We start from the raw sequence: 23,612 nt of genomic DNA, 5'->3' as shown, positions 1-23,612 counted from the left end.
CCGTGACCGGGGGCCCGCTGGACCGTGGGCCGCTGACCGGCCTCGTCGAGCAGGTCGGAACCGGCGCCGCAGTCGGGATGATCGACCGCTTCCTCGACATGGCCGGCGAGCGGCTCGCCCGGCTCCGGCAGGCCGTCGCCACCGGCGAGGACCTGCGGGACGTGTCCCTCAGCCTCGCCTGCTCCGCGCAGATGCTCGGGGCGCGCGACCTCGCGGACGCCGCCACCCGGTGCCGTACGACGGAGGGGGCCGCCGCCGAACGGGCGCTGGCCGAGGTCGAGGCCCTCGCCGGGCCCACGTGCCACGCGCTGCGCGGGGCGCGCGCCGCACTCAGCGGGCGCTGAGCGCCAGCCGGTAGCCCACGCCGCGGACCGTCTCGACGTACCGCGGGCTGGTGGCGTCCTCGCCGAGCTTGCGGCGCAGGTTGGCGACGTGGACCTCCACCGAGCGGCGGTCCGCGTCGGTCGCCTCGAGACCGGTGTCGTAGCCCTCGGACCACAGCACGCCGGCGAGCTGGGACTTGCTCAGCACGCGGCGCGGGTTGGACAGCAGCGCGGTGAGGATGTCGAACTCGCTGCGGGTGAGCTCCAGCGGTGTCCCGCCCAGCTCGACGAGGCGGGCGTCGCGGTCCAGGCGCAGGTCGCCGTGGACGAGCAGGGCGTCGTCGTCCTGCGTGGCCTCGGCCGCGGCGGGCGGCGCAGCGGGCAGCGCAGCGGCCGCCGCCGCTGGCGGCGCCTCTCCGGCCACCGTGCGCGGACGGCGCAGCAGGGCCTCGATGCGGGCCCGGATCTCCCGGGGCCGGAAGGGCTTGGTCACGTAGTCGTCGGCCCCGGCCTCGAGCCCGAGGAGGGTGTCGATCTCGTCCGCCCGTCCGGTGAGCATGAGGATGTAGGTGTCGGAGAAGGCGCGGATGCGCCGCGCCACCTCGAAGCCGTCGAAGTCGGGCAGGGAGATGTCGAGGGTGGTGATGACGGGCTGCAGCTCGCGCACCGCGTCGACGCCCGCCTGGCCGTTCGGCGCCGACGTCACCTCGAAGCCCGCCTGTCCCAGGGTCACCTCGAGGAGGAACCTGATGTCAGCGTCGTCCTCGATGACCACCGCGTTGCCCCGCGCGCCCGTTTCACTCACGGTGACGACTGTAGCGAACCGGGCTCACCCTCGCCGGGCGGCCCACGCCTTGCCACGATGGCCCCATGAGCACCTTCCACAAGACCGACGAGCCGGTGACGCTGCGCTTCGAGGCGGCCGGCCTGCGCTGGCTCACGGTGGGGGCGGGCGGCGCGCCCGTCGTCGAGATCCTCGCCGAGGGGGAGGGGTGGATGGACCTCGTCCACCTGCCCGCGGCCGAGCCGACGGCGCAGGCCGCTGCCGCCCTCGGCCGCGGCCTGGCCCGCACGCACGCCGCCGGGGCCCCGTCCCTGGGCTGCTCCCCGCCCGGGTGGCGCGGGGAGGTCCCGCGCAGCTCCGGCCCGATGCCGCTGCACGAGCACGACGCCGACGGGCCCTTCACCCGGTGGGGGGAGTTCTACGCCGAGTACCAGCTGCGCCCGTACGTGCCGCGTGCACTGGCGAACGGCTCCATCGACGACGACGGCGCCCGCGTCCTCGAGCGCGTCGCCGACCGGCTCGCGGCCGGGGACCTCGACCACGACCAGCCCGCCCTCGTCGGGGACGGAGCCGCGCGCCTGCACGGTGACCTGTGGGGCGGCAACGTCGTGTGGACCCAGCGGGACGGCGCCGTCGAGGCCGTGCTCATCGACCCCGCGGCCCACGGCGGGCACGCCGAGACCGACCTCGCGGCGCTCGCGCTCTTCGGCGTCGACCGCCTGCCCGACATCCTCGCCGGTTACGAGGAGGTCTCCCCGCTGGCTGCGGGCTGGCAGGAGCGGGTCGGGCTGCACCAGCTGACGATGCTCGTCATGCACGCGGTGATCTTCGGCGGACACTACGGCCCGCGGACGGTGGAGGTCGCCCGGCGCTACGGGGGTTGACGGACACGTCGCTCGCCACTAATGTACAACCACATGGTTGTACAAGACGTGTTGGACGACGCCGCGACGGACCGGGTGTTCCGGGCCCTGGCCGACGCCACCCGGCGCGACATCGTCCGGCGCACCCTCGTGGGGGAGGCGACCGTGACCGAGCTGGCAGGCGACTACGACATGTCGTTCGCGGCCGTGCAGAAGCACGTCGCCGTCCTGGAAGGAGCTGGTCTGGTGACCAAGCACCGGCAGGGCCGCGAACGCCTCGTGCGCGGCAACCCCGACACGATCCGCCGGGCCCAGCTCCTGCTCGACCAGTACGAGCAGCTCTGGCGCGGACGGGTCGCCCGGCTCGACTCGCTCCTCACCGAGGACGAGTGACCGCCAGAAAGGCACCGCCATGCCCGTCACCACCGTCGAGAAGGACCTCGACGCGCTCACCATGACCGTCGTCGCCGACTTCCCCGTGCCGGTCAGCCGGCTCTGGGACGCCTACGTCGACCCCCGCCAGATCGAGAAGTTCTGGGGCCCGCCCGGCTGGCCCGCGACCTTCACCCGCCACGACGTCACCGTCGGTGGCCGCTCCGACTACTACATGACCGGACCGGACGGCGAGCGGGCGGGCGGGTACTGGGAGTTCCTCACCGTCGAGCCGGGCCGGTCCTTCGAGGTCCGCGACGGCTTCGCCACACCCGACGGCGAGCCCGACGCCGGCCTGCCCTCCACGCGCATGGTCTACACCTTCGAGCCGACCGGTACCGGCTCGCGGCTGCTGACGCGGACCGTCTTCCCCTCCCTCGAGGCGCTCGAGCAGCTGCTCTCGATGGGGATGGAGGAGGGCCTGACCGCCGCCATGGAGCAGGTGGACGCCGTCCTCGCCGACCTCGCCTCCTTCAGCGCGGACATGCCCACTGCGGCGCACGTCCTCGATGACACCCGCGTCCGCATCAGCCGCGTCATCCACGGCCCGGTGCAGACCGTGTGGGACGCCCACCACGACCCCGCGCTGATCCGCCGCTGGATGCTCGGTCCCGACGGGTGGAGCATGCCGGTGTGCGAGGTCGCGACGAGCGTCGGGGACACCTTCCGCAGCGAGTGGGAGCGCGACGGCGGCGGGGACCGCTTCGGCTTCACCGGCGAGCTCCTCGAGTCCGCGCCGCCGTACCGGGAGGTGACGACCGAGCGGATGATCGGCGTCGAGGGTCCCGGTGCGGTCAACGAGCTCACCCTCACGCCCGTCGGCGGCGGCACCCTGCTCACCGTCGTCGTCACCTACCCGGACGCCGAGACGCGCGACGCCGTCCTCGGGACCGGCATGGTCGACGGGATGGAGACGAGCTACGCGCGGCTCGAGGCCGAGGTCCTCACGCCGGCCTAGACCGGCCGTCGGCGCCGTGCGCCCGCTGGGACGGCGAGCGGGCGCACGGCGCCCAGGTGCACGGAACGAAAAAGTTCGGCTAGCCTTGCCATATGAGTTCGGGTATCCGAAACCGTGTCGCGCTCGCGGCGGGCCTCGTGCTGCTCGCGGCGTGCGCCGGCCCGGCGGGCGGTGCCGACGACGGCCGCGTGGACGTCACGGTGACGACGACGCACGCGGCAGATCTTCTCCGCACCGTCGGCGGTGCGCACGTCGAGGTCACCGCCCTCATGGGACCGGGTGTGGACCCGCACCTGTACCGCGCGAGCCAGGGTGACGTGCGTGCCCTCGTCGGAGCTGACCTCGTCGTCTACCACGGGCTCTTCCTCGAGGGCCGGATGGAGGAGGTGCTCGAGGCCGGGGCGCTCGAGCGGGTGCTCGCGCTGACGGACACCCTGCCCCGCGCGGAGCTCCTCGCCTCCGCCGACTACACCGACCAGCACGACCCCCACGTGTGGTTCGACCCCGTGCTGTGGGTGCAGGTCGTCGACCCCGTCGTCGCGGAGCTTAGCGAGATCGCCCCCGAGCACGCCGCGGACTTCGCCGCCGGCGGGCGTGCCTACGTCGAGGAGGCGCTGGCCGCCCACGCCGAGGCCACCGAGCTCCTCGCCGCCGTGCCCGAGCGGCGCCGCGTCCTCGTCACCTCCCACGACGCCTTCGGCTACCTCGGCCGCGCCTACGGCCTGGAGGTCCGCGGCGTCCAGGGCTTGTCCACCGAGGACGAGGCCGGCGTCGCGGACGTCCGCAGCCTCGTCGACCTCCTCGTCGAGCGCCAGGTGCCCGCGCTGTTCACCGAGTCGAGCGTCTCCCCGGCGAGCATCGAGGCCGTCCGGGAGGCCGCCGCCGACCGCGGCTGGAAGGTGCGCGTTCCCGAGCGGGGCCTCTACTCCGACGCCCTCGGTGAGCCCGGCACGCCCACCGGCAGCTACGCCGGGATGCTCCGCGCCAACGCCGAGACCATCGCCACCGCCCTGGGAGGGTCATGACCGCGCCGCTGTCCGTCCACGGGCTCACCGCCGCCTACCGCGACGAGCCCGTCCTGTGGGACGTGTCCTTCACCGTGCCAGAGGGCCGCCTCGTCGGGGTCGTCGGCCCCAACGGGGCGGGCAAGACGACTCTCCTCAAGGCCGCCATGGGGCTCGTGCGGCCCGTCGCCGGCGGCGTCGAGATCTTCGGCCGGCCCCTCGAGCGGGTTCGCGGCCAGGTCGGCTACGTCCCCCAGCGGGGGAGCGTGGACTGGGACTTCCCCACCGACGCCCGCGACGTCGTCGAGATGGGCACCTACGGACGGCTCGGCTGGCTGCACCGGCCCGGCACCGCCGAGCGCCGCACCGCCGAGCGCTGCCTCGAGCGCGTGGGCATGCTCGACCTCGCCGGACGGCAGATCGGGGAGCTGTCCGGCGGGCAGCAGCAACGCGTCTTCCTCGCCCGGGCCCTGGCCCAGGACGCGCGCCTCTATCTCGCCGACGAGCCCTTCGTCGGGGTCGACTACCTCACCGAGCGCGTCGTCGTCGACCTCCTGCGCGAGCTGCGTGACGAGGGGCGCACCGTCGTCGTCGTCCACCACGACCTGTCCACCGTCGCCGACTACTTCGACACCGTCGTCCTCCTCAACCGCGAGCTCGTCGCCGCCGGCCCGACGGCGGAGGTCTTCACCCCCGAGAACATCGCCCGCACCTATGGTGGGGCGGCCCGCCACGAGCCGGAGCCGGGCCGCCGTGGGTGAGCTCAGCGCCTTCCTCGGCGACTACACGCTGCGGACCGTCGCGCTCGGCGCCGCCGTCCTCGGCCTGCTCGGCGGCACCCTGGGCACCTTCGCGGTGCTGCGCCGCCAGAGCCTGCTCAGCGACGCCCTCGCCCACGCGACGCTGCCCGGCGTCGTCATCGGCTTCCTCCTCACCGGCACGACCTCCGGCTCCGGGCTCATGCTCGGCGCGGCGGCGACGGCGGCGCTCGCCGCCGGGCTCGTCCTCGTCGTCGTCCAGCGGACGCGGGTCAAGCAGGACGCCGCCCTGGCCCTGGTCCTGTCGGTGTTCTTCGGGGCCGGCACGGTCCTGCTCACCTACGTCGCCGGCACCGGTGCCTCGGGACAGTCGGGTCTGGACCGTTTCGTCCTCGGGCAGGCCGCCAGCCTCGTCGCCGCCGACGTGCGGGTCATGGCGGTGGCGACGGCGGTGGTGCTCGCCGTCGTCGCCCTCACGTACAAGGAGCTCAAGCTCGTCGCCTTCGACCCGGCCTTCGCCCGGGCCGTGGGCTACCCGGTGCGGCGGGTCGAGGCGCTGCTCACGGTGCTGCTCGTCGTCGCGATCGTCGTCGGGATCCAGACGGTGGGCGTCGTGCTCGTCGCGGCGCTCCTCATCACCCCGGCGGCGGCCGCGCGGCAGTGGACCGACCGGCTCGCGGTGATGATCGTGCTCGCCGCTCTCATCGGCGCCCTCAGCGGGGCGTCCGGGGCCGTGCTCAGCGCGACGACCACCGACCTGCCCACCGGCCCGCTCGTCGTCCTCGTCGCGACGGCGGTCCTCGTCCTGTCCCTGCCCGCGCGCCGGCTGCGCGCCCGGGCGGGTGCCCGGCGCGCGGCCGTGGGGGAGGCGGCATGAGCGTCGACGTCGTCATCATCGTCACCGCCCTGCTCGTCGTCGCCCCGTGCGCGCTGCTCGGCTGCTTCCTCCTGCTGCGCCGCAGCGTCATGGTCGGAGACGCGATCTCCCACGCCGCCCTGCCCGGGATCGTCCTCGCCTTCTTGCTCACCGGTTCCCTCGGCCCGCTCGCCGCCGTCGCCGGAGCCGCCGCCTTCGGCCTCCTCACCGTCGTCCTCGTCGACCTCCTCGAGCGCGGCGGGAAGGTCCGCGGCGACGCCGCCACCGGGATCGTCTTCACCGGGCTCTTCGCTCTCGGCGTGCTCCTCGTCGCCCGCTACGGCGGGAACGTCCACCTCGACCTCGAGCACGTCCTCTTCGGGGAGATCGCCTTCGCGCCGCTCCACGTCCTCACCGTCGGCGGGGTGGACCTCGGGCCCCGGTCGTGGTGGACCACGGGAACCGTCGCGGTCCTCGCCGTCGCCGTCGTCGCCCTGCTGTACAAGGAGCTCAAGGTGACGACCTTCGACCCGGCGCTCGCCGCCGTCGTCGGGATCTCCCCGGTGCTCGTCCACCACGTGCTCATGGCGCTCGTGTCCGTTACCGTCGTCGGCGCCTTCGACTCGGTGGGTGCCATCCTCGTCGTCGCCCTCCTCGCCGGCCCCGCGGCCACCGCCTACCTCCTCACCGACCGGCTCGGACTCATGCTCGTCACCGCGTTCGGTGTGGGGGCCGTCGCGGTGCTCGGCGGGTACGGGCTCGCCGTCGTGTGGGACCTGTCGATCGCCGGGATGATCGCGAGCGCCGTCGGCGCGGCCTTCCTCCTCGCGCTCCTCGCCGCGCCGCGCCACGGGCTCGTCGGTGCCGCGGTGCTGCGCCGCCGGCGCCGGACGGTGCTGCGCCGCCGTCTCGTCGCGCACGCCGCCCGCGCGCTCGGCGAGGCCGCGACGACGGCGCAGCTCGCCGCCCGGCTGCAGTGGCCTGTCTCGCAGGTCGAGCGGGTCCGCGCTCGGCTAGACTGAGCCGCGACAGGGTTCGCAGCGCTTCCGGGGTGGGAGGAGCGCGGAACGATCCTCCGTGGAGACCGATTGTCCGCCCTGTCCTCCTACCGCAGCCTCTTCTCGCTGACGGGTCCTCTTTACGTCGTCGTCGCGCTCGTCGCGCGCCTGCCCCTGGCCATGGCGCAGATGGGCACGCTCCTCCTCGTCGCCGAGGTGAGCGGCAGCTACGGCGGCGGCGGCGCCGCGGCCGGCGCCTTCGCCATCGTCAACGCGGTCGCCTCGCCAGTCGCCGGTGCCCTCACCGACCGGATCGGGCAGCGCCCCGTCCTCCTCGTCCAGTCCGCGGGCGGCTCCCTCGCGCTGGTCGCCCTCGTCGTCCTCTCCGGGCAGGACGTACCGTGGCAGGTCCTTGCCGTCGTCAGCGGGGTCGCGGGCCTGTTCGTGCCGCAGATCGGGACGATGGCCCGGGTGCGCTGGCGCGAGCTCACCAAGACCCGCGGCAAGGAGCGCTTCACGCTCCTGTCCACCGCCTTCTCCTACGAGGGCGCGGCGGACGAGGCCGGTTTCGTCCTCGGCCCGGCCATCGTCGGCACGATGGCGGCGCTCGTCTCCCCGGCCGGTGCGCTCCTCGTCGCGGCCGGCGGCCTGGCCGTCTTCGCCACGTGGTTCGCCGTCCACCCCACGGTCGAGCTCGTGCGCGGGCACCGCGGCGAGAGCGGGGCCACCGGCCCCCGGGTGAGCCCGCTCCTCGTCGGGCTGGGCGCCGGGCAGCTCATCGTCGGGACGATCTTCGGCTCCGTCCAGGCCGGGACGACGGCGATGGCCACCGAGGCCGGTGAGCCCGGTCTCGCCGGGCTGCTCCACGCGGTCCTCGGCGTCGGCAGCGTCGTCGCGGGCCTGACGATCGTCATCCTGCCGGTGCGCTTCCGGCTCGCCGACCGGCTGCCCGTCTTCGCGGCGGGCCTGGCCGTGCTCACCCTGCCGCTGCTCGTCGTCGGCTCGCTGGGCGCGCTCGCCCCCGTCCTCGCCGTGCTCGGCCTGGCGGTGGCGCCCTACATGATCACGCTGTACTCGGCGTGCGAACGGGTCGTGGACCCCTCGCGGCTCGGTGCCGCGATGATGATCCTCGCCGCCGCCACCTCACTCGGCTACGCGCTCGGCTCGAGCACGGCCGGGCGGCTGGCGGACGTCGCCGGCTACACCGGCGCCTACCGGGTGACGGTCGTCGCGGGCACCGTGGCGCTGCTCCTGTCCCTCGTCCTGCGCGTTGCCCTGCACCGCAAGCGGCGCGAGCTCGAGGCCGCGGCGCCCACGCTGGCGGTCTAGGCGACCGGTGCGGGGGTGACGACCTCGCGCCACTGCTCGGGGGCCAGCGGCTCACGTCGCTGCTGCTCGCGCCCCGCGAGGTGCTCGCACAGGGTGATCGCGTCGGCGAGCAGGTCGCGCAGCATCTCCGAGGGGTCGGGGACGCAGGCCGTGGCCAGCCCCACCGTCGCGATCTCGACGACGGCGGAGCCCGGGTGGTGGGCGCCCACGCCCCCCACCTGCTCGACGAAGGCGCGGGCCCAGCGCTCGGCGAGCGGGACCGCCTCGAGCGCGCGGCGGCTCGCCGGGTGCAGGCCGGCGTCGGCCCCCGCCCGCTCGGCGCGCCGGCGCTCGCAGCTGAGGATGCCCACCGCCAGGGCCCGCTGGTGGTGCTCACTCACCACCGGCAGGGCCCGCGAGGCGGCGAGCAGCGTGAGCTCGTCGTCCCACCGCGGGTCCCCGCTGCGCAGCCCAATGACCGCCGGGATGAGCGTCGCGAGCCGCGGCCGCTCGGCGTCCTCGGTGAGGTCGTTGACGAGCCGCGCCAGGTGGGCGAGCAGCGGATGGGTACAGGTGGGCTTGTCGCTCCACCGCTCACCGGCCAGGTAGGAGGCCAGCTCCATGAAACAGGCGCCCCTGCGCGGACTGCGGTGCTTTCCCCGCGACAGCATGGGCAGGATCTCGATGTCGGCGTCCACGACGTCACCTCACACTCTCGGCGTCTACTCAGTGTGGCCCCTGTCACACGGCGTCCGCAATCGCTACGGGGGAGGGCATGAGGAGGTCGAGGGTGAGGACGGCCCAGCCGCGCAGCTCGGACCGCGCGTCCCCGCTCAGGGTGTCCGTCCGGCGCGGGCCGTCCAGGTGTCGCAGCACCCGCTCCAGGGAGCGCACCGCCTGAGACTCGCGGCCGCCGTCGAGGCGGCTGCGGGCCTGGTCGAGCGCGGTCGCGAGCTGGTGGGCGATCGGCCCGGCGACGTCCCCGGAGGCGACGTGCCGCGCGAGCGCGGCGTCCAGCCCACTCAGCGCGCCGGCGGGGTCCGTGGGCCCGAGGGACCCGTCCGCGGTGACCCGCGTCCAGCCGTCCGCGACCACCGTCGCCCGGTCGGCCGGGTCCCGGTCGTCGAAGGTGCCCGGGACCTCGATGCGGTCGACGTAGACGCCGCGGCCCGAGTAGACGGCGTCGGTCGCGTAGCGCAGCCGCAGCTGGACGTCGCCGGTGAGGCCCGCGAGGTCGAAGCGGCCCTCCCACCAGCGCCCCTCGCCGTCGCCCGAGACGCTGCCCGCCGCTGCGACGGTGTGCCCGCCGGCGGTGAGCGTGCCGTCCAGGGGCTGCCAGGTGGCGCCGTCGTCGGTCGAGGCCTCGACGTGGAGGAGGTCGGTCGGCTCGGTGTGGAACCACAGGTCGACGACGAGCTCGTCGTCCCCGTCGAGCGTCACCGGCACGGTGAGGGTGTGCTCCATCGCGTCGCCGATGCCGGAGTACCAGGCGGCGCCCCGGGTGAAGCCGGTCATCGGGCGGGCCAGGCCGGCGGCGCGCGCGACGGCGCGTCGCACGGGGTTGATGTTGCCCCAGTCGCGGCTCGGGTGGACCCGGTTGGTCATGAGGATCGCGATGGTCTCCGTGTGCGGGTCGATGACGAGCGAGGTGCCGGTGAAGCCGGTGTGCCCGGCGGACTCCGCGCTGGTGAGGACGTCGTGGTAGAACCACGCCTCCAGCTCCGGGCCGAGCCCGCGGTGGGAGGAGGAGAGCCGGCCGGTGTAGTCCCGCATCATCAGCTCGACCGTCGCCGCCTGGAGCACGCGGGCGCCGTCGTAGCTGCCGCCGTTCAGCAGCATCTGCCCGAAGACCGCGACATCGTCGGCGGTGGAGAAGACGCCGGCGTGCCCTGCCACGCCGTTGAGCCGCCACGCGGCCTCGTCGTGGACCTCGCCGTGCACGAGCCCGCGGGCCGGCGTCGCCTGGTACTCGGTGGCGGCGATGCGCGGTAGCAGCTCGGCCGGCGGGTTGTACATCGTGTCGCTCATCCCGAGCGGGCCGGTGATGTGCTCCGCGACGTACGCGTCCAGCCCCTGCCCGGAGACCCGCTCGACGATCTCGCCGAGGGTGATGAGCCCGAGGTCGCTGTAGAGGTACCCCGTGCCCGGCGTGCTCGTCGGCCTCACGTCCCAGACCCGCTGGAGCGCGGCGGCCTCGTCCGGCGCGCTCCACAGGTTGATCCACGCCGGCAGGCCGGCCGTGTGGGTGAGGAGCTGCTCGACGGTGATCGCCTCCTTGCCGTTCGCGGCGAAGGCGGGGACGTAGGTGGCGGCGGTGTCGGCGAGCTCGACGTCGCCGGCCTCGACGAGCTGCATGACGGCGACGGCGGTGAAGAGCTTGGACAGGGAGGCGAGGTCGAAGATCGTGTCGGTGCGCATCTCGACCTGCTCCTCGGCAGGCAGCTCGGTGGTCGTGTCCGCCCACCGCACGGCGTGACCGACCGCGGTGCGCTCGACGACGACCCCCTCGGCCGCGACGAGCGCCACCGCACCGGGGTAGAAGGGGGTGGGCTCGCGGGTGAGGCCCTCGCGGAGCGCGGCCTCGATCTGCTCGAGCTCGCGGGCGATCAGCCCCACCTCCTCCGCGGTGCCGTCCCGCAGCACCCGCTGCGTGGCGCCGGTGCGGTCCCAGCCCACCCGGTCGTCCGGCGCTCCCGCGGCGGGGAGCACCGCCCCCGTGATCACGACGCCCAGCGTCGCACCGACAGCAAGCAGCCTGCGCATGACCATCCCCTCCCGTAGGTCCCGGCGTCCTCGCCGGCACTTCCCACTGTGACGAAGGGCGACGGCCTACGTCAAGGGTTGACGTGTGTCAGGCCGAGGTGCAAAGGAGTTACGGGCGGGGGATGTTGCGGAGGTTGGAGCGCGCCATGGCCATGACCTCGCCAGAGCCGCCGCCGAAGATCTGCTTGGTCATCGACGTCGCGAAGCCCCGCACCTGCCCCGCCGAGATGCTCGGCGGGATCGACAGCGCGTTCGGGTCGGTCATGACCTCGACGAGCGCCGGACCGGGCCGGTCGAAGGCGTCGCGGAAGGCGTCGGTGAGCTCGCGCGGGTCCTCCACCCGCACGGCCGGGATCTCGAGCGCCTGGGCCACATGGCGGTAGTCGACGGCGGGGGAGTCCGTCGCGTGGTGGGGCAGGCCCTCGACGAGCATCTCGAGCTTGACCATCCCGAGGGAGGCGTTGTTGAAAACGACGACGGTGACCGGCAGGTCGTAGTGGCGCAGGGTGACGAGCTCGCCCAGGAGCATCGACAGCCCGCCGTCACCGGCCAGTGCGACGACCTGGCGGCCCGGGTCGGCGAAGGCGGCGCCGATCGCGTGCGGCAGGGCGTTGGCCATGGAGCCGTGGATGAAGGAGCCGATGACCCGCCGCCGGCCGTTGGGGGTGAGGTAGCGGGCGGCCCACACGTTGTTCATGCCGGTGTCCACCGTGAAGACGGTGTCCGGCCCGGCGGCCTCGTCCAGCTTCACCGCCGCGTACTCCGGGTGGATGGGGCGGTGCTTCTCGACCTTGCGCGTGTACGCGCCGACGACCTTCGTCATCACTTTCTCGTGTCGCCCCCGCATGTCCTTGAGGAAGGCCCGCGACTTCTTGCGCCGCACCAGGGGCAGCAGCATGCGCAGCGTGGCGCCGACGTCGCCGTGGACGGGCACGTCCAGGCGCGTGCGTCGCCCGAGGTGGGTGACGTCGACGTCGATCTGCGCGGTGCGCACGTCGGCCGGCAGGAAGTCGGTGTACGGGAAGTCGGTCCCCACGAGGATGAGGAGGTCGGCCCCTTCCATCGCATCCTGGCAGGCGCCGTAGCCCAGCAGCCCCGACATCCCGACGTCGTAGGGGTTGTCGTACTGGATGACCTCCTTGCCGCGCAGCGAGTGGCCCACCGGCGCGCCGACCTGCTCGGCGAGGGCGAGCACCTCGGTGCGGGCGCCGCGCGCCCCGGCGCCGACGAAGAGCGTGACCTTCCCAGCGGCGTTGATCGCCTCGGCGAGGGCGGCGACGTCCTCCTCGGCCGGGACGAGGGTGGCCGCGCCCGTGGCGGGGACGAGGTGCTGGCCGTCGTCGTCGAGCTCGGCGTCGGCGACGTCGCCGGGCAGGGTGAGGACGGCGACGCCGGGCGTGCCGACGGCGTGCTGGATCGCGCTGCGCGTGACGCGGGGCAGCTGCGCGGGGGTGGAGATGAGCTCGGAGAAGACGGAGGCCTCGGTGAAGAGGCGGTCGGGGTGGGTCTCCTGGAAGAACTGCGTCCCGATCTCGCTGCTCTGGATGTGCGAGGCGATGGCGAGGACGGGCAGGCGTGAGCGGTTGGCGTCGTAGAGGCCGTTGATGAGGTGGAGGTTGCCCGGCCCGGCGGACCCGGCACAGACGGCGAGCCGGCCGGTCACCTCGGCCTCGCCCGCCGCGGCGAAGGCCGCCGCCTCCTCGTGGCGGACGTGGACCCACTCGATGCCGTCGGTGCGTCGGACGGCGTCGACCACCGGGTTGAGGGAGTCCCCGACGATGCCGTAGATGCGCTCGACGCCGGCGGCGGCGAGCTGGCGGACGAGGTGCTCGGCGATGCTCGTGGCCATGGTTCTCCTTCAGGCGGTGGGCGGACCTCGATCGTCGCCCGCGGCCGGCCGTCTCGCAGGTCGAGGCGCGTGCCGGTCCGACGAGCGGAGGAGGGCCGCTCCGTCCTTCGACCAGTTCGCTCACGCCCGCCGCCCCCCACCGCCGCCGACGATGACTTGTGATCGAGAGCGCACGTCGTCGCCGGGTGCGCGACGGTGTCGAGGCGGCTCAGCCGCCGATGATGACGGTGGGGCAGCCCGGGCCGGGCGCGATCGGCGTGCCGTGGAGGGACTGGTCACCCAGGCGCGCGGCGGGGAAGTTGCCGATGAGGACGGTCATGCTGCCCATCGCGATCCCGTTCGGGGCGGGGGAGACGCAGACGGTTCCGCCCGGGACGGCGTTCGCGACGGCCGCCGGCATCCCACCGATGAGCACGGTCGGCACCGCCGCTGCCGGTGTCACCGGGCCACCCACGTGCGGCTTGGGGCCGTCGAACAGGGGGCACAGCGCCGTGTCGCCTGCCCGCAGCGCCGGCCCCATCGGCACCGCTCAGTCCTCGACGGGCTGGAGGAGGGTGCCGCCGTAGAGCACCGAGGTGTCGCAGTTGGTGGGCGGCGGGTCCTGCGCGGGCGGGACACCCACCTCGTCGCAGCGCACCGTCATCGTCAGCTCGGCGCCCTCCCCGGCGACGATCGGCTCCTGGAAGTGGTAGTCGACGCTGCGGAAGTTCTCCAGCGCGAGGTCGAGGAGCGTGCGCCCGTCCAGGGTGACCTCGACCCGCCCGAAGTCACCCTGCGGGTTGCTCAGCACGAAGTCAGTGAGCCGGACCGTCCCCTCCGCGGGAACGACGAAGGGCTCCGGTGACTGGGTGGCCCCGGGCGCGGTGTTCACCTGGAACCGGTCACCGACCGGCACGACGAGGTCGTCCAGGGTGGGCGAACCCACGAGCTCGTTTGCCTCGACGGCCGCGGAGCCCGCCTCGGTCGCCGCGCCCTGCGCGGCCTGTGCGGCGTTGGACGCCTGCCCGGCCTCCTCACCGGCCTGCTGCGCCGCGACGGCGGCCTCCTGGGCGGCCTCGTTCGCCTGGGCGACCTCCTCCTCGACAGCTCGCCGCGCCGTCGACTCGATCGTGGGGCGCAGGACGAGGAACCACAGCGCCGCAAGGAGGAGCAGCAGGGCAAGCAGGGCGAGCAGCGCCTTGAGGAACCACGGCGGCAGGACCGCCTCCTGCAGGTGCGTGCCCTCGAGCGTGACCGGTGTCGTCTCCTCGGTGTGGACGGTGAGGGTGAAGGGGTGGGTGACGGAGGCCCCGCGCCAGATCCGGCTCCGCGGGGCCACCCGGAGGTCGGCAAAGGCCGCCTCACCGGGTGGCACCGTGAGCGCCGGGGGCCGGGCCTCCACCCTGAGCGCGTCCTGGTCGGGGGCGTCGAGGCGGACGGTGACCGGGACGTTGCCGCGGTTGTCGACCGCCACGTGGTGCGTGGCACCGCGCCGGCCACGGGAGGTGCGAGGGACGAGCTCGGCGGTGGTCTCGAGGAAGGGCAGGACCTCGACCATGCCCTCGGGCACGACCGTCTGCTCGGGGTGCTCCGTCGGCACCACCCGCACGCCGAAGCTCAGCTGGCCGGCGGGGACGGACGCCGAGCGCGGCGGCGCGAAGGAGATGGTCGCCGTCGTCTCCGCGCCGGGGAACAGGCCGGTGATCTCGGCCGGCTCGACGGAGGCCCACGCCCCCGGCACGCCGAGCACCTCGATCCGGTAGCCCTCGACGATCTCCCCGTCGTTGCGGATCTGGAGGGGCACCTGCTCCACCGTGCCCGCCGTCAGCTGGACGGTGGGGCGCTCCAGGCGCGCAGTCGTGGTCATGGTCAGACGGTAGGACCGCGGTGACGTGCGTCGGAGGGCGAAACGGCGGCTCGCGGGGCAGCGGTTCTGCCCGTTGAGTCCGCGTTGAGTGCACGAAGAGTCCTCAGGCGGAGAGTGTGGCGCACGCGGCGGTGCTGCCGTGCTGGGGTGGAGGAGGACATGATGATGGAACGAGTGCCGGTCTGGGTCAGCGCCCGCGACCCGATCTCCGAGGCGGGGGTGGTGAGCCAGCTGCGACCGCGCCCGGAGGTGCGGATCGTGGGGCGCGACGAGGACGACGACGCGCTCGTCGCCGTCGTCATCAGCGACAGCCTCGACGGCGACACGTTGCGGATGCTGCGCGCCGTCCAGCGCAAGGGCTTTACCCGCACCGTGCTCGTCGTCGGGCAGCTCGAGGACAGTGACCTCGTCACGGCGATCGAGGCGGGCGTGGTCGGGCTGGTGCGGCGCAGCGAGGCGACGTCCGACCGGCTCGTCGCGGTCATCCGCGCCGCTGCGACCGGGGACGGCACCGTCCCGCCCGACCTGCTGGGCCGGCTCATGGATCAGGTGGGCAAGCTGCAGCGGCAGGTCCTCGAGCCCCGAGGGCTCACCTTCACCGGCTTGGCGGCCCGCGAGATCGAGGTGCTGCGCCTCATCGCGGACGGCTACGACACGGGGGAGGTCGCCCGACAGCTCTCCTACTCCGAGCGCACCGTGAAGAACGTGCTGCACGACGTGACGAGCCGGCTGCAGCTGCGCAACCGCTCCCACGCCGTCGCCTACGCACTGCGGGAGGGTCTCATCTGAGTGCCGCGTCCGCGCCGTCGAATGTCAGACCCCCCTGAGACGATGTGACCAGCAGCACATCGAGAGTGTGAGGGGGTGGGGACCGTGACCGAGGAGATGGTCGACGGCGCGGGTCCCGCCTCCGGGCGCGGGCCGGCCACCGGGGTGGTGGCGGCCGATGCGGTGGGTGAGCTGGACACGATCCTGGCGTGCCTGACGCGGCTGGAGTCGATGAGCTGGCACGAGATGGACGGTCATCGCCTGCACGAGGCGTTCGAGCGGGGTGAGCAGATCGAGCGGCGCCTGGCCGGGGTGCGCTCGGCGCAGCTGGTGACAATCGAGGCGAACGGGTTTTGGGCGTTGGACGGGCAGCGGACCTTCGCCGCGTGGCTGCGCACGCAGACCGACGCGACCGCCCAGAGTGCGTCGCGGCAGGTGCGTCACGCGCGTGCGCTGCGGGACCTGCTGCCCCTGTCGCGGGCGGCGCTGGCGCAGGGGCGGATCAGTGAGGAGCACGTCGGTGTCCTGGTGCGCGGGGCGACCGCCACGGACCGGTTGCGGGTCCAGCTGTCCGACGATCAGCTCGGTGAGGCGTTCCTGGTGGAGCAGGCTCAGCGGATGGACGCCGGGTCCTTCGCCAAGCTCGTGGGCACGTGGGCGATCGCATCGGACCCGGAGGCCGCCGACCGTGCCTGGCGGGAGGACGGCGCCAAGGAGCAGCTGACCCTGTCGCGGACCATGGACGGCTACCACTTGAACGGGTGGCTGGATGAGCTGTCGGGGCAGAGCGTGGACACCGCGCTGCGTGCGCACATGGGTCGCAAGGCCAAGGGTGATGAGCGCACCCCGGCCCAGCGCCGGGCGGCGGCGCTGACGTCGCTGGCGCGGCAGTCACTGGACGCCGGTGAGCAGGGCAAGGGTGCCCGTATCCGGCCCCACGTGAGCGTCACGGCCGACATCGAGACCCTGCGCGCCCTCGCTGGGGCCACCGGTTCACCCCGCCCGCCGGTCACAGCCGGTGGGCGGGAGCACGAGCCGGGCGGTGAGCTCGGCTTCTGGGAAGAGGCCCTGTTCACCGCACCCGGCGGTCCCCGCGACCCCAGCCGTAGCGCGCAGGATCCGTTCCAGCTCTCACCGCAGGCGCAGGCCTGGATGGACGCCTGGCAGCCGGGTGACACCCACGTCATCTCCACCGCCATCGACCCCCGAGCGGTGACCGGCATCAAGCCGGCCACCTTGGAGGACGGCACCCCCATCCCACCGGCCATGCTGGCAAGGCTGGTGTGCGAGTCCGCGCTCTCGCGGGTGGTGTTCGGACCGGACTCCACCGTCCTGGACGTGGGACGGGAGCAGCGGATCTTCCCCGCCCACATGGTCCGCGCGATCATCGCCCGGGACAAGACGTGCCAGTATCCCGACTGCGACCAGCCACCCGGGGTCGGGGAGATCCACCACTCCCTGCAGTGGTACCGCGACGGCGGAGACACCTGCGTCGAGCACGGCATCCTGCTGTGCTGGCACCACCACGACTGGGTCCACGTCTACGGCACCACCATCGTCCGCGCCGCAGGGCGCTGGCACTTCTACACCCGCCACGGCCAGCTCATCACCGCCAAGCACGAACAGACCTAGAAACCCCAGGGGACAACCCTGCCCACCGCCAGGTCGGGGCGGTGCCCCTTCGTGCGGCGGGGACTGCCCGAAGTGCTGTCCGCCGCTCGCTGACCGGGCTGCCGGCCGCTGACACCGTGGACCCGTGGAGGCTCTGAGGTGAGACGCGCAGTGGTGGCCTCGGCCGCCGGGCTCGGGGTGGTGGGGAGCCTGCTCGCGCCCGCCGCCCTGCCCCTCGCCTCCCCGGCGTCGGGCGCGGTCACGCAGCTCCTCCCGCCGGCGGCGGAACAGCCGCGACTCGTGTTCGCCGGTGAGACGAGCGCCGCCTCCGCCGACTCTGCTGCCGACGTGTGGGACGTGCTCGCGGCGGGCGGTCTGCCGCGCCGACTGGTCGACACCTCCACCGCCGATGACGGTCCTCTCGGCGACACCCACCCCTCCTACTCGCCTGACGGCACCCGCGTCGTCCTCACTGCGGCGGCCGGTGACGAGCCCGAGGCAGGCAGCCGCCTCCACGTCGCCGACCTCACCACCGGTGACCCGGCGGCCGACCCCTTCGCCGAGGCAGAGCCGCTCGACACGGGGTGGGAGTCGGGGATTGCGGACAGCGAGCCGGACTGGTCCCCGGAGGGGGACCGGATCGTCTTCACGCGAACGGACCCGGAGGACGGGGGCCCGGGGTTACGTGTCCTCGACCTGGAGACAGGCACCGTGACCGACCCGCTCGAGGCGGTGGGCGCCGGCGACGTCGTGGCGGTGTCCCCGGTGTGGTCGCTCGACGGCGCCGGCATCCTCTTCGTCGCTCCGCTCGAGGGGGACGTCGGTGAGCTCTGGCTCCTCGGTGAGGAGGCGGGGGAGCTGCGCCCCCTGGTGGAGGAGACCGAGGACGGGCTGGAGCCGGTCGTCGGGCAGGGGCCGGCGTGGTCGCCCGACGGCACGCAGCTCACCTACGTCGACGCGGGGAGCGGCGCACTCGTCACCGCCGTCCTCGAGGGTCCCACCGGCACGCCGGACGCCCCAGTGGTGGTTGGTCCGGTCCCGCTCTACGAACCTCCGGACGGGGCCGGGGCGCTCTCGAGCCTCCGTGACCCTTCCTGGTCCCCGGACGGCACCGAGGTGACCGTGGCAGCCTTCGAGGAGCCGACCGGCAAGGACCCGGCCGGACTCGGCCTGTTCGCGATCCCCGTTGCGGGCGGTGACTACCGCACCGTGGTCGAACCGGGTGCTTGGACAGACCTCACCGGCCCGGACCACCAGCCCTGGAGCAACCTCGCGGTGACCCTCGAGTCCTCCCGGACGACCGGGATCGGGCTGGGTGAGCTCGTCGAGCTCATCACCACCGTCACCAACCCCGGGCCGTCGACCGCCTGGGGCGTCAGCGTGGAGTACGAGCTCCCGGGCGGCCCGGAGGGCATGGAGACCGCGGTCGGCTGGCCACCGGGGTGCAGCGGCGACGGCGGGTACCTCACCTGCACCCTCGACGAGCCGCTGGCCGCGGGGGAGACGGTGGAGCTCACGGTCACTGTCGCCGTCCCCGAGCCCGGCAGCTACCGCACCGATGTCCGCGTCGACGCCCTCGCGCCCGACCCTGCCACCACCGACAACGTCGCCACGGTCGCGCTAGACGCGCCCTTCCCTCCCGCCGTGGGCACCGAACCTCGCCTCGCCTTCTCCTACCGGCACAGCACGGCGGACGACCGTCGGGCCGACGTCGCTGACGTCCTCGCTGCCGACGCCTCGGACTTCCGCATCCTCGTCGACGAGGTGGTCGACGACGGCGAGAGCCTGGCGCGGCCTGCTGAGGAGCACCCCTCCTACTCCCCGGACGGGCGCAGACTCGTCCTCAGCAGCGAGCGTCACGTTCTCGGCGACGGTGAGCTGCCGGACGAGCCCACCCTCTTCGTCGCGGACGTCGGGCCGGCGGGCGCGCTAAACGTGGAGGTGCTGGCACCGACCGACGAGCCCGGTGTCGCGGCCACCCGGCCGTCGTGGTCCCCCGACCGCACCCGCATCGCCTACCTGCGCCGCGAGGGCGACGGGACGCCCACGCTCGCCGTCCTCCATCTCGAGTCCGGCACCGTCCAGGACTGGGAGGTGCCCGCCACCGACGTCTCGTGGTCCCCCGACAGCACGCGCCTGATCGTCACCAGTCCCGTCCTCGACGAGTTCCGACCTCGGCGGCTCACCGTCGTCCACGCCGACGACGGCGCGGCCTACGACGTCATGGTGGAGCAGCCCGGGTGCACGGGAGGGCCGGAGAGCTGTTTCGCACCGGTCGCCGGCGGCGACTCGGCGTGGGCGCCCGAGGGTGACCGCATCGCCTACACGGCGTCCGCAGGGGAAGGTGTCGACGGCCTGTCCACCGTGACGGTCGGTGAAGACCTCACCGTCATGGGGGAGGAGCAGGTCTACCTCGTCCCACCGCCCCAGCTGGTCTCGGAACCGGACCCCGAGGACTACCCCGTGCTCCGTGAACCGACGTGGGCGCTGGACGGGAGCTCGGTCACCGTCGTCGGCGAGGGGCCGAGCGGCCTGGGTGAGCTCCTGTCGGTGCCTGCTGACGGAGGGGCCTTGACGCTCCTGCGGGAGCTCCCCGGTGTCGCGCCGGACGTGGGCGACCCGGTCTACCAGCCCTGGGCCGATGTCGGTGTCGAGCTGTCGGTGACCTCGCCGGTCGACGCCGGACAGCCCGCCACCGTGACGGCAGCCGTGACCAACCTCGGCCCCTCGCCCGCCTGGGAGGTGGAGGTCGCCGTCGAGCTGCCCGCGGTCGCCGCCGGTGAGGCCACGCTGGAGGGGTGGCCGGCGCAGTGCACGCCGGACGCCGCAGGGCTCACGTGCGTCGTCCCCGGCACGCTGCCGGCCGGGGAGACCGTGACGCTGCCGGTGGAGCTGCGGGCCGTGGCCCCGGGCGGTCAGCCGGTCCGCGCCGAGGGGGCGACCGCGTCGGTCGACCCCGAGCCGGGCAACGACGCGGCCGTCGTCACCCTCGAGGTGGAGGTGCCGCCGCCCGTGCTCGAGCCGCACCTTGCCTACACCCGGTGGGCGAACCGGGCCGGCGGGGACGACAGCGCCGACCTCGCCGACGTCCCCGCGCAGGGCGCCGAGCACGCGCGGCTCCTCGTCCACCGGGCGGTCACGACCGACGACGGGCAGCTGGTCCACCTCGAGGAGCGCCACCCGGCCTACTCCCCGGACGGCACCCGGCTCGCTCTCAGCGCCGCGCAGGTCGTCGACGGCGCCGTCTCTGCCGACCTGCGCCTGGCCGTGGGCGACCTTGCCGCCGAGCCGGTACCCGCCGGAGAGACGCCCGTCACCGACCTGCGGCTGCTCGGCTACGTGACGGAGCCGGGGCAGAGCGACCTCGCACCCGTGTGGTCGCCGGACGGCACGCGGATCGCCTTCACCCGCCAGGACAGCTTCTACGGGCTCAACCCGCGCCTCCTCGTCCTCGACGTCGCCACGGGCGCCACCCGGGAGCTCGAGCTCCCCGAGGGAGCCGGCTCCGGCGCCGCCGACCCGAGCTGGGCGCCGGACGGGCAGCGGCTCGCCGTCGCGGTCGACGGCTACCGCACCGAGGACGAGGAGCTGTGGGTCGTCCACCTCGACGACGGCAGCTGGTACCCCGCCGGCACGCCGGCCGCGGGCTGCTCGGCTGGCCCGCTCGAGTGCCTCGACCCGGTGGCGGCCGTGGCGCCGGCGTGGTCGCCCGACGGCGCGCAGGTCGCTGCCGGGGACGGCACCGTCTTCGGTGACGCCCCGGAGTACTCGGCGGTCGTCGTCCACGACATCGCGCCCGAGCCCGTGGACGGCTTCTACGCCGTCGGCGGCTCCCGCGTGCTCGCAGGCCGGCTGGCCGACGCGGAGGGCGAGCAGCCACCGGGGACGCTCGAGGCTGCCTGGCACCCGGCCTGGTCACCGGACGGCACCGAGATCGCCTTCGTCGGCCGCGTCGTGGACGGGCTGTGGCCCGCCCTGTACGCCGTCCCGGCGGGTGGCGGCACGCCCGAGGTCCGTGTGGCCGAGTGGGGCGACGACGCTCCCGGCGGCTACGGGGACCCGGCCTACCAGCCGTGGAGCGACGTCGGGATCATCCTGCGCCCAGCGGCCGGCGCCGTCGTCGCGGGCACGCCCACCGAGCTGACCGCTGTCGTCACCAGTGCCGGCCCCTCGGCGGCGTGGGGGCTGACGGTGACCTTCACCCTGCCGGCCGGGCAGCGCGTCGTCGACGCGCCTGCCGACTGCTCGGTCTCGGACGCCTCCGCGACGTGCACGGAGGCGGGACCGCTCGCGCCGGGGGCGGACCTCGAGCTGACCTTCACCGTGGTCCTCGACGTTCCGGGGGAGCACGAGGTGACCGGCACGGTCACGGCGAGCACCCTGGACCTGGTGCTGGGCAACGACACGGCGAGCACCGCCGTCGTCGTCGAGGACCGCGTCCCGGGCACGGGCGTCGAGCCGCGCCTCGCGTTCGGTCACGTCCCCGACCTCGGCAGCGAGCTGCCCTCCGACCTCGCCGACGTCTTCTGGGCCGACGGCGAGGAGTTCCGGGTCCTCGCCGACGAGCGGCCCACCGACCCGCTCGGGCAGGAGCACCGTGCCCACGAGACCCACCCGAGCTACGCCCCGGACGGGCGGCGCCTGGCCTTTGCCGCCGACCGGGAGCTCGTCACCGACGGCACCGGGGGCGAGTCCTACGTCCTTGAGGGGCGCCAGCGCCTCATGGTCGGCACGACACAGGCTGGCGAGACCGGCCTCGTCGACGTGACGCCGCTCGACTACGAGCGTGACCCGGAGGCGAGCGATGAGGAACCGGCGTGGTCGCCCGACGGCACCCGCCTCGCCTTCGTCCGGTCCTCCGGCGAGGGCAGCAGCCTTGCCCTCGTCGACCTCGCCACCGGCGAGGTGCGCCTCCTCGACGCCGGGCTGCCGGGCCGCGTCACCGCCCCGGCGTGGTCGCCGGACGGGGAACGGCTCGCCGTCGAGGCCGGCGGGCAGCTGTGGGTGGTCGACGTCGACGGCGAGGACGCAAGCCCCGTCGTCGTCGTGCCGGAGACGTGCCCCGGTCCGCCCGGGTCCTGCGACCAGCCGCTGACGGGGTGGATGCCCGCGTGGTCCCCGGACGGCACCCGGCTGGCCTTCGTCGCCTCCGAGGACCTCTACTGGGAGGCGCTGTACACGGTCGCCGTCGCGGGGGAGCCGGAGGGCGGCGCCTACCGCGTCGGGGAGCTGCTGCGAGTTGCGGGCGCCGGAGACCAGTCCTGGTCCCCGGCCGACCCGGACTGGTCCCTGGACGGCAGCTCGATCGCCGTCGTCGGACGCGCCGCCGGCGCCGACGGGGCCGACGCCCTCCTCTCCGTCCCGGCCACCGGCGGGGAGCCGGTGGTGCTGCGCGGGGAGGTCGTCCCGGGCCAGCGCCACGGCTTCGCCGACCTCGACCACCAGCCCTGGGCCGACCTGGCCGTGGTCGCCACCGCCTCCGACACCGAGGTCGACGTGGGGGAACAGGTCGACCTGACGGTCACCGCGACCAACCACGGCCCCTCACCGGCCTGGGGCGCAGGCCTCGACATCACGCTGCCGGGCGGCGGTGAGCACCTCGTCGACGTCCCCGCCGGCTGCGCGGCCACCGCCACGGGGCTCAGCTGCGCGGCGCCGGAGGCGCTGCCCGTGGACGCCACGTACACCGTCACCGTGCCCCTGGAGATCGCCGTCGCGGGCAGCCACGTCACCGTCGCGACCGTCACCTCCCGGATGATCGACCCGCTGGGCGAGAACGACACCGCCCAGGCCGCCGTCGAGGTCGTCGCCCCGCCGCGGGTCACGCTCGTGGCCGACGTCGCGGTGCGGGTGGAGCTCGGGCAGCCGACCGCCTGGGTGGGCGGTGACCCGGTCGCCGCGCGGCTCGTCGTCACCAACGACGCGGCGGGCCCGGCCACCGGGGTGCGCCTCACGCTCGCCCACCCCGACGCCGTCACGGCCGGTGGCGCCGACGCCTGCCTCGCCGCGGCGCCGTGCGCGCTCGGGACGCTCGCGCCGGGAGCGAGCCGCACCGTCGTCGTCGCCCTGGAACCGGTGACGGCGGGTGCCGGCCCGGTGACGGCCACGGTGACGACGACGGCGCTCGACCTGACCCGTAGCAACGACACCGGCGCCGCCGAGCTCACCGTCCTGCAGCCCGAGCTGCGGCTGCTGCCGTCCGTCGGGGAGCCCGGGGAGGCGACCCTCGCCTACGGCACCGACTTCCCGCCGGGCGCCCGGCTGACGCTGTCGTGGGCGCCGGGCCTGACGGCGTGGGTGCGGCCGGTGACCGTCGCCCCGGACGGCACGGTCCGCTCGCCGCTGCTCGTCCTGCCCGGTGACCTGCTCGGCGAGCGGGTCGCGACTGCCACCTGGGAGTCCGGTCCCGGCTTCGCCGACGTGGCCGCCCCGGCGATGCTCGTCGTCCCCGAGACCTCCGCCCCGCCCGACTTCCTCACCCGGGGGTGAGC

General features: G+C 74.3%; 18 protein-coding genes. 12 read left to right on the top strand and 6 right to left on the bottom strand.

Annotation, left to right across the window (positions count from 1 at the left end):
- Nucleotides 1–2: 2 nt before the first annotated feature.
- On the top strand, nt 3–344 hold the full coding sequence (locus M3148_RS11530; RefSeq protein ID WP_251304847.1) for a hypothetical protein: 342 nt from the start codon (nt 3–5) through the stop codon (nt 342–344).
- On the opposite strand, the gene M3148_RS18340 is transcribed toward M3148_RS11530, so the two are convergent.
- The gene (locus tag M3148_RS18340; RefSeq protein ID WP_251304846.1) at nt 331–1,128 is read right to left on the bottom strand and encodes a response regulator transcription factor; all 798 of its coding nucleotides are present in this window, start codon (nt 1,126–1,128) and stop codon (nt 331–333) included. The two genes, M3148_RS11530 and M3148_RS18340, sit on opposite strands and share 14 nt — an antisense overlap.
- A 65-nt stretch (nt 1,129–1,193) precedes the next feature.
- Here M3148_RS18340 and M3148_RS11520 point away from each other — a divergent pair, with 65 nt between their 5' ends.
- The 8 genes from M3148_RS11520 (at nt 1,194) to M3148_RS11485 (ending at nt 8,305) form a co-directional block, all read left to right on the top strand.
- Entirely contained in the window at nt 1,194–1,991 is a 798-nt protein-coding gene (locus tag M3148_RS11520; RefSeq protein ID WP_251304845.1) for a fructosamine kinase family protein, read from the top strand.
- A 33-nt stretch (nt 1,992–2,024) separates the two neighbouring features.
- The gene (locus tag M3148_RS11515) at nt 2,025–2,363 is read left to right on the top strand and encodes an ArsR/SmtB family transcription factor (protein WP_251304844.1); all 339 of its coding nucleotides are present in this window, start codon (nt 2,025–2,027) and stop codon (nt 2,361–2,363) included.
- Nucleotides 2,364–2,382: 19 nt separating this feature from the next.
- Nucleotides 2,383–3,360, top strand: coding sequence for an SRPBCC family protein (locus M3148_RS11510; protein ID WP_251304843.1), 978 nt, complete (start codon nt 2,383–2,385; stop codon nt 3,358–3,360).
- Nucleotides 3,361–3,452: 92 nt separating this feature from the next.
- Nucleotides 3,453–4,385: a metal ABC transporter solute-binding protein, Zn/Mn family gene (locus tag M3148_RS11505; protein ID WP_251304842.1), complete on the top strand. Its 933-nt coding sequence runs from the start codon at nt 3,453–3,455 to the stop codon at nt 4,383–4,385.
- Nucleotides 4,382–5,125: a metal ABC transporter ATP-binding protein gene (locus M3148_RS11500; RefSeq protein WP_251304841.1), complete on the top strand. Its 744-nt coding sequence runs from the start codon at nt 4,382–4,384 to the stop codon at nt 5,123–5,125. The genes M3148_RS11505 and M3148_RS11500 overlap by 4 nt, the downstream gene beginning before the upstream one ends.
- Nucleotides 5,118–5,999: a metal ABC transporter permease gene (locus M3148_RS11495; protein WP_251304840.1), complete on the top strand. Its 882-nt coding sequence runs from the start codon at nt 5,118–5,120 to the stop codon at nt 5,997–5,999. Before M3148_RS11500 ends, M3148_RS11495 begins: the two co-directional genes overlap by 8 nt.
- Nucleotides 5,996–7,000, top strand: a complete 1,005-nt coding sequence (locus M3148_RS11490; RefSeq protein ID WP_251304839.1) for a metal ABC transporter permease — start codon at nt 5,996–5,998, stop codon at nt 6,998–7,000. The genes M3148_RS11495 and M3148_RS11490 overlap by 4 nt, the downstream gene beginning before the upstream one ends.
- Before the next feature lie 66 nt (nt 7,001–7,066).
- Entirely contained in the window at nt 7,067–8,305 is a 1,239-nt protein-coding gene (locus tag M3148_RS11485) for an MFS transporter (protein ID WP_251304838.1), read from the top strand.
- On the opposite strand, the gene M3148_RS11480 is transcribed toward M3148_RS11485, so the two are convergent.
- The 5 genes from M3148_RS11480 to M3148_RS11460 form a co-directional block, all read right to left on the bottom strand.
- Nucleotides 8,302–8,982, bottom strand: a complete 681-nt coding sequence (locus M3148_RS11480; protein ID WP_251304837.1) for a hypothetical protein — start codon at nt 8,980–8,982, stop codon at nt 8,302–8,304. The genes M3148_RS11485 and M3148_RS11480 overlap by 4 nt on opposite strands.
- A 43-nt stretch (nt 8,983–9,025) precedes the next feature.
- Nucleotides 9,026–11,047, bottom strand: coding sequence for a serine hydrolase (locus tag M3148_RS11475; RefSeq protein WP_251304836.1), 2,022 nt, complete (start codon nt 11,045–11,047; stop codon nt 9,026–9,028).
- 109 nt (nt 11,048–11,156) lie between these two features.
- Nucleotides 11,157–12,896, bottom strand: coding sequence for a pyruvate dehydrogenase (locus M3148_RS11470; RefSeq protein ID WP_251304835.1), 1,740 nt, complete (start codon nt 12,894–12,896; stop codon nt 11,157–11,159).
- A gap of 208 nt (nt 12,897–13,104) precedes the next feature.
- Nucleotides 13,105–13,416, bottom strand: a complete 312-nt coding sequence (locus M3148_RS11465; RefSeq protein WP_251304895.1) for a PAAR domain-containing protein — start codon at nt 13,414–13,416, stop codon at nt 13,105–13,107.
- Nucleotides 13,417–13,425: 9 nt separating this feature from the next.
- Complete coding sequence (locus tag M3148_RS11460) at nt 13,426–14,742, bottom strand: COG1470 family protein (RefSeq protein WP_251304834.1); 1,317 nt, start codon at nt 14,740–14,742, stop codon at nt 13,426–13,428.
- 159 nt (nt 14,743–14,901) lie between these two features.
- Here M3148_RS11460 and M3148_RS11455 point away from each other — a divergent pair, with 159 nt between their 5' ends.
- The 3 genes from M3148_RS11455 to M3148_RS11445 all read left to right on the top strand — a co-directional run bounded on the left by M3148_RS11455 (nt 14,902) and on the right by M3148_RS11445 (nt 23,610).
- Nucleotides 14,902–15,531 (top strand): response regulator transcription factor, encoded by a 630-nt coding sequence (locus M3148_RS11455; RefSeq protein ID WP_251304833.1) that lies wholly within the window; start codon nt 14,902–14,904, stop codon nt 15,529–15,531.
- Between the two features lie 84 nt (nt 15,532–15,615).
- Nucleotides 15,616–17,142, top strand: coding sequence for an HNH endonuclease signature motif containing protein (locus M3148_RS11450; protein ID WP_251304832.1), 1,527 nt, complete (start codon nt 15,616–15,618; stop codon nt 17,140–17,142).
- A gap of 138 nt (nt 17,143–17,280) precedes the next feature.
- Nucleotides 17,281–23,610, top strand: a complete 6,330-nt coding sequence (locus M3148_RS11445; protein WP_251304831.1) for a hypothetical protein — start codon at nt 17,281–17,283, stop codon at nt 23,608–23,610.
- The last annotated feature ends 2 nt before the right edge of the window (nt 23,611–23,612 follow it).

The organism is Georgenia satyanarayanai, assembly GCF_023715365.1.
Classification (GTDB): domain Bacteria; phylum Actinomycetota; class Actinomycetes; order Actinomycetales; family Actinomycetaceae; genus Oceanitalea; species Oceanitalea satyanarayanai_B.
The sequence above is the reverse complement of the archived record's forward strand: the minus strand, read 5'-3'. Positions and strand labels throughout refer to the sequence as shown.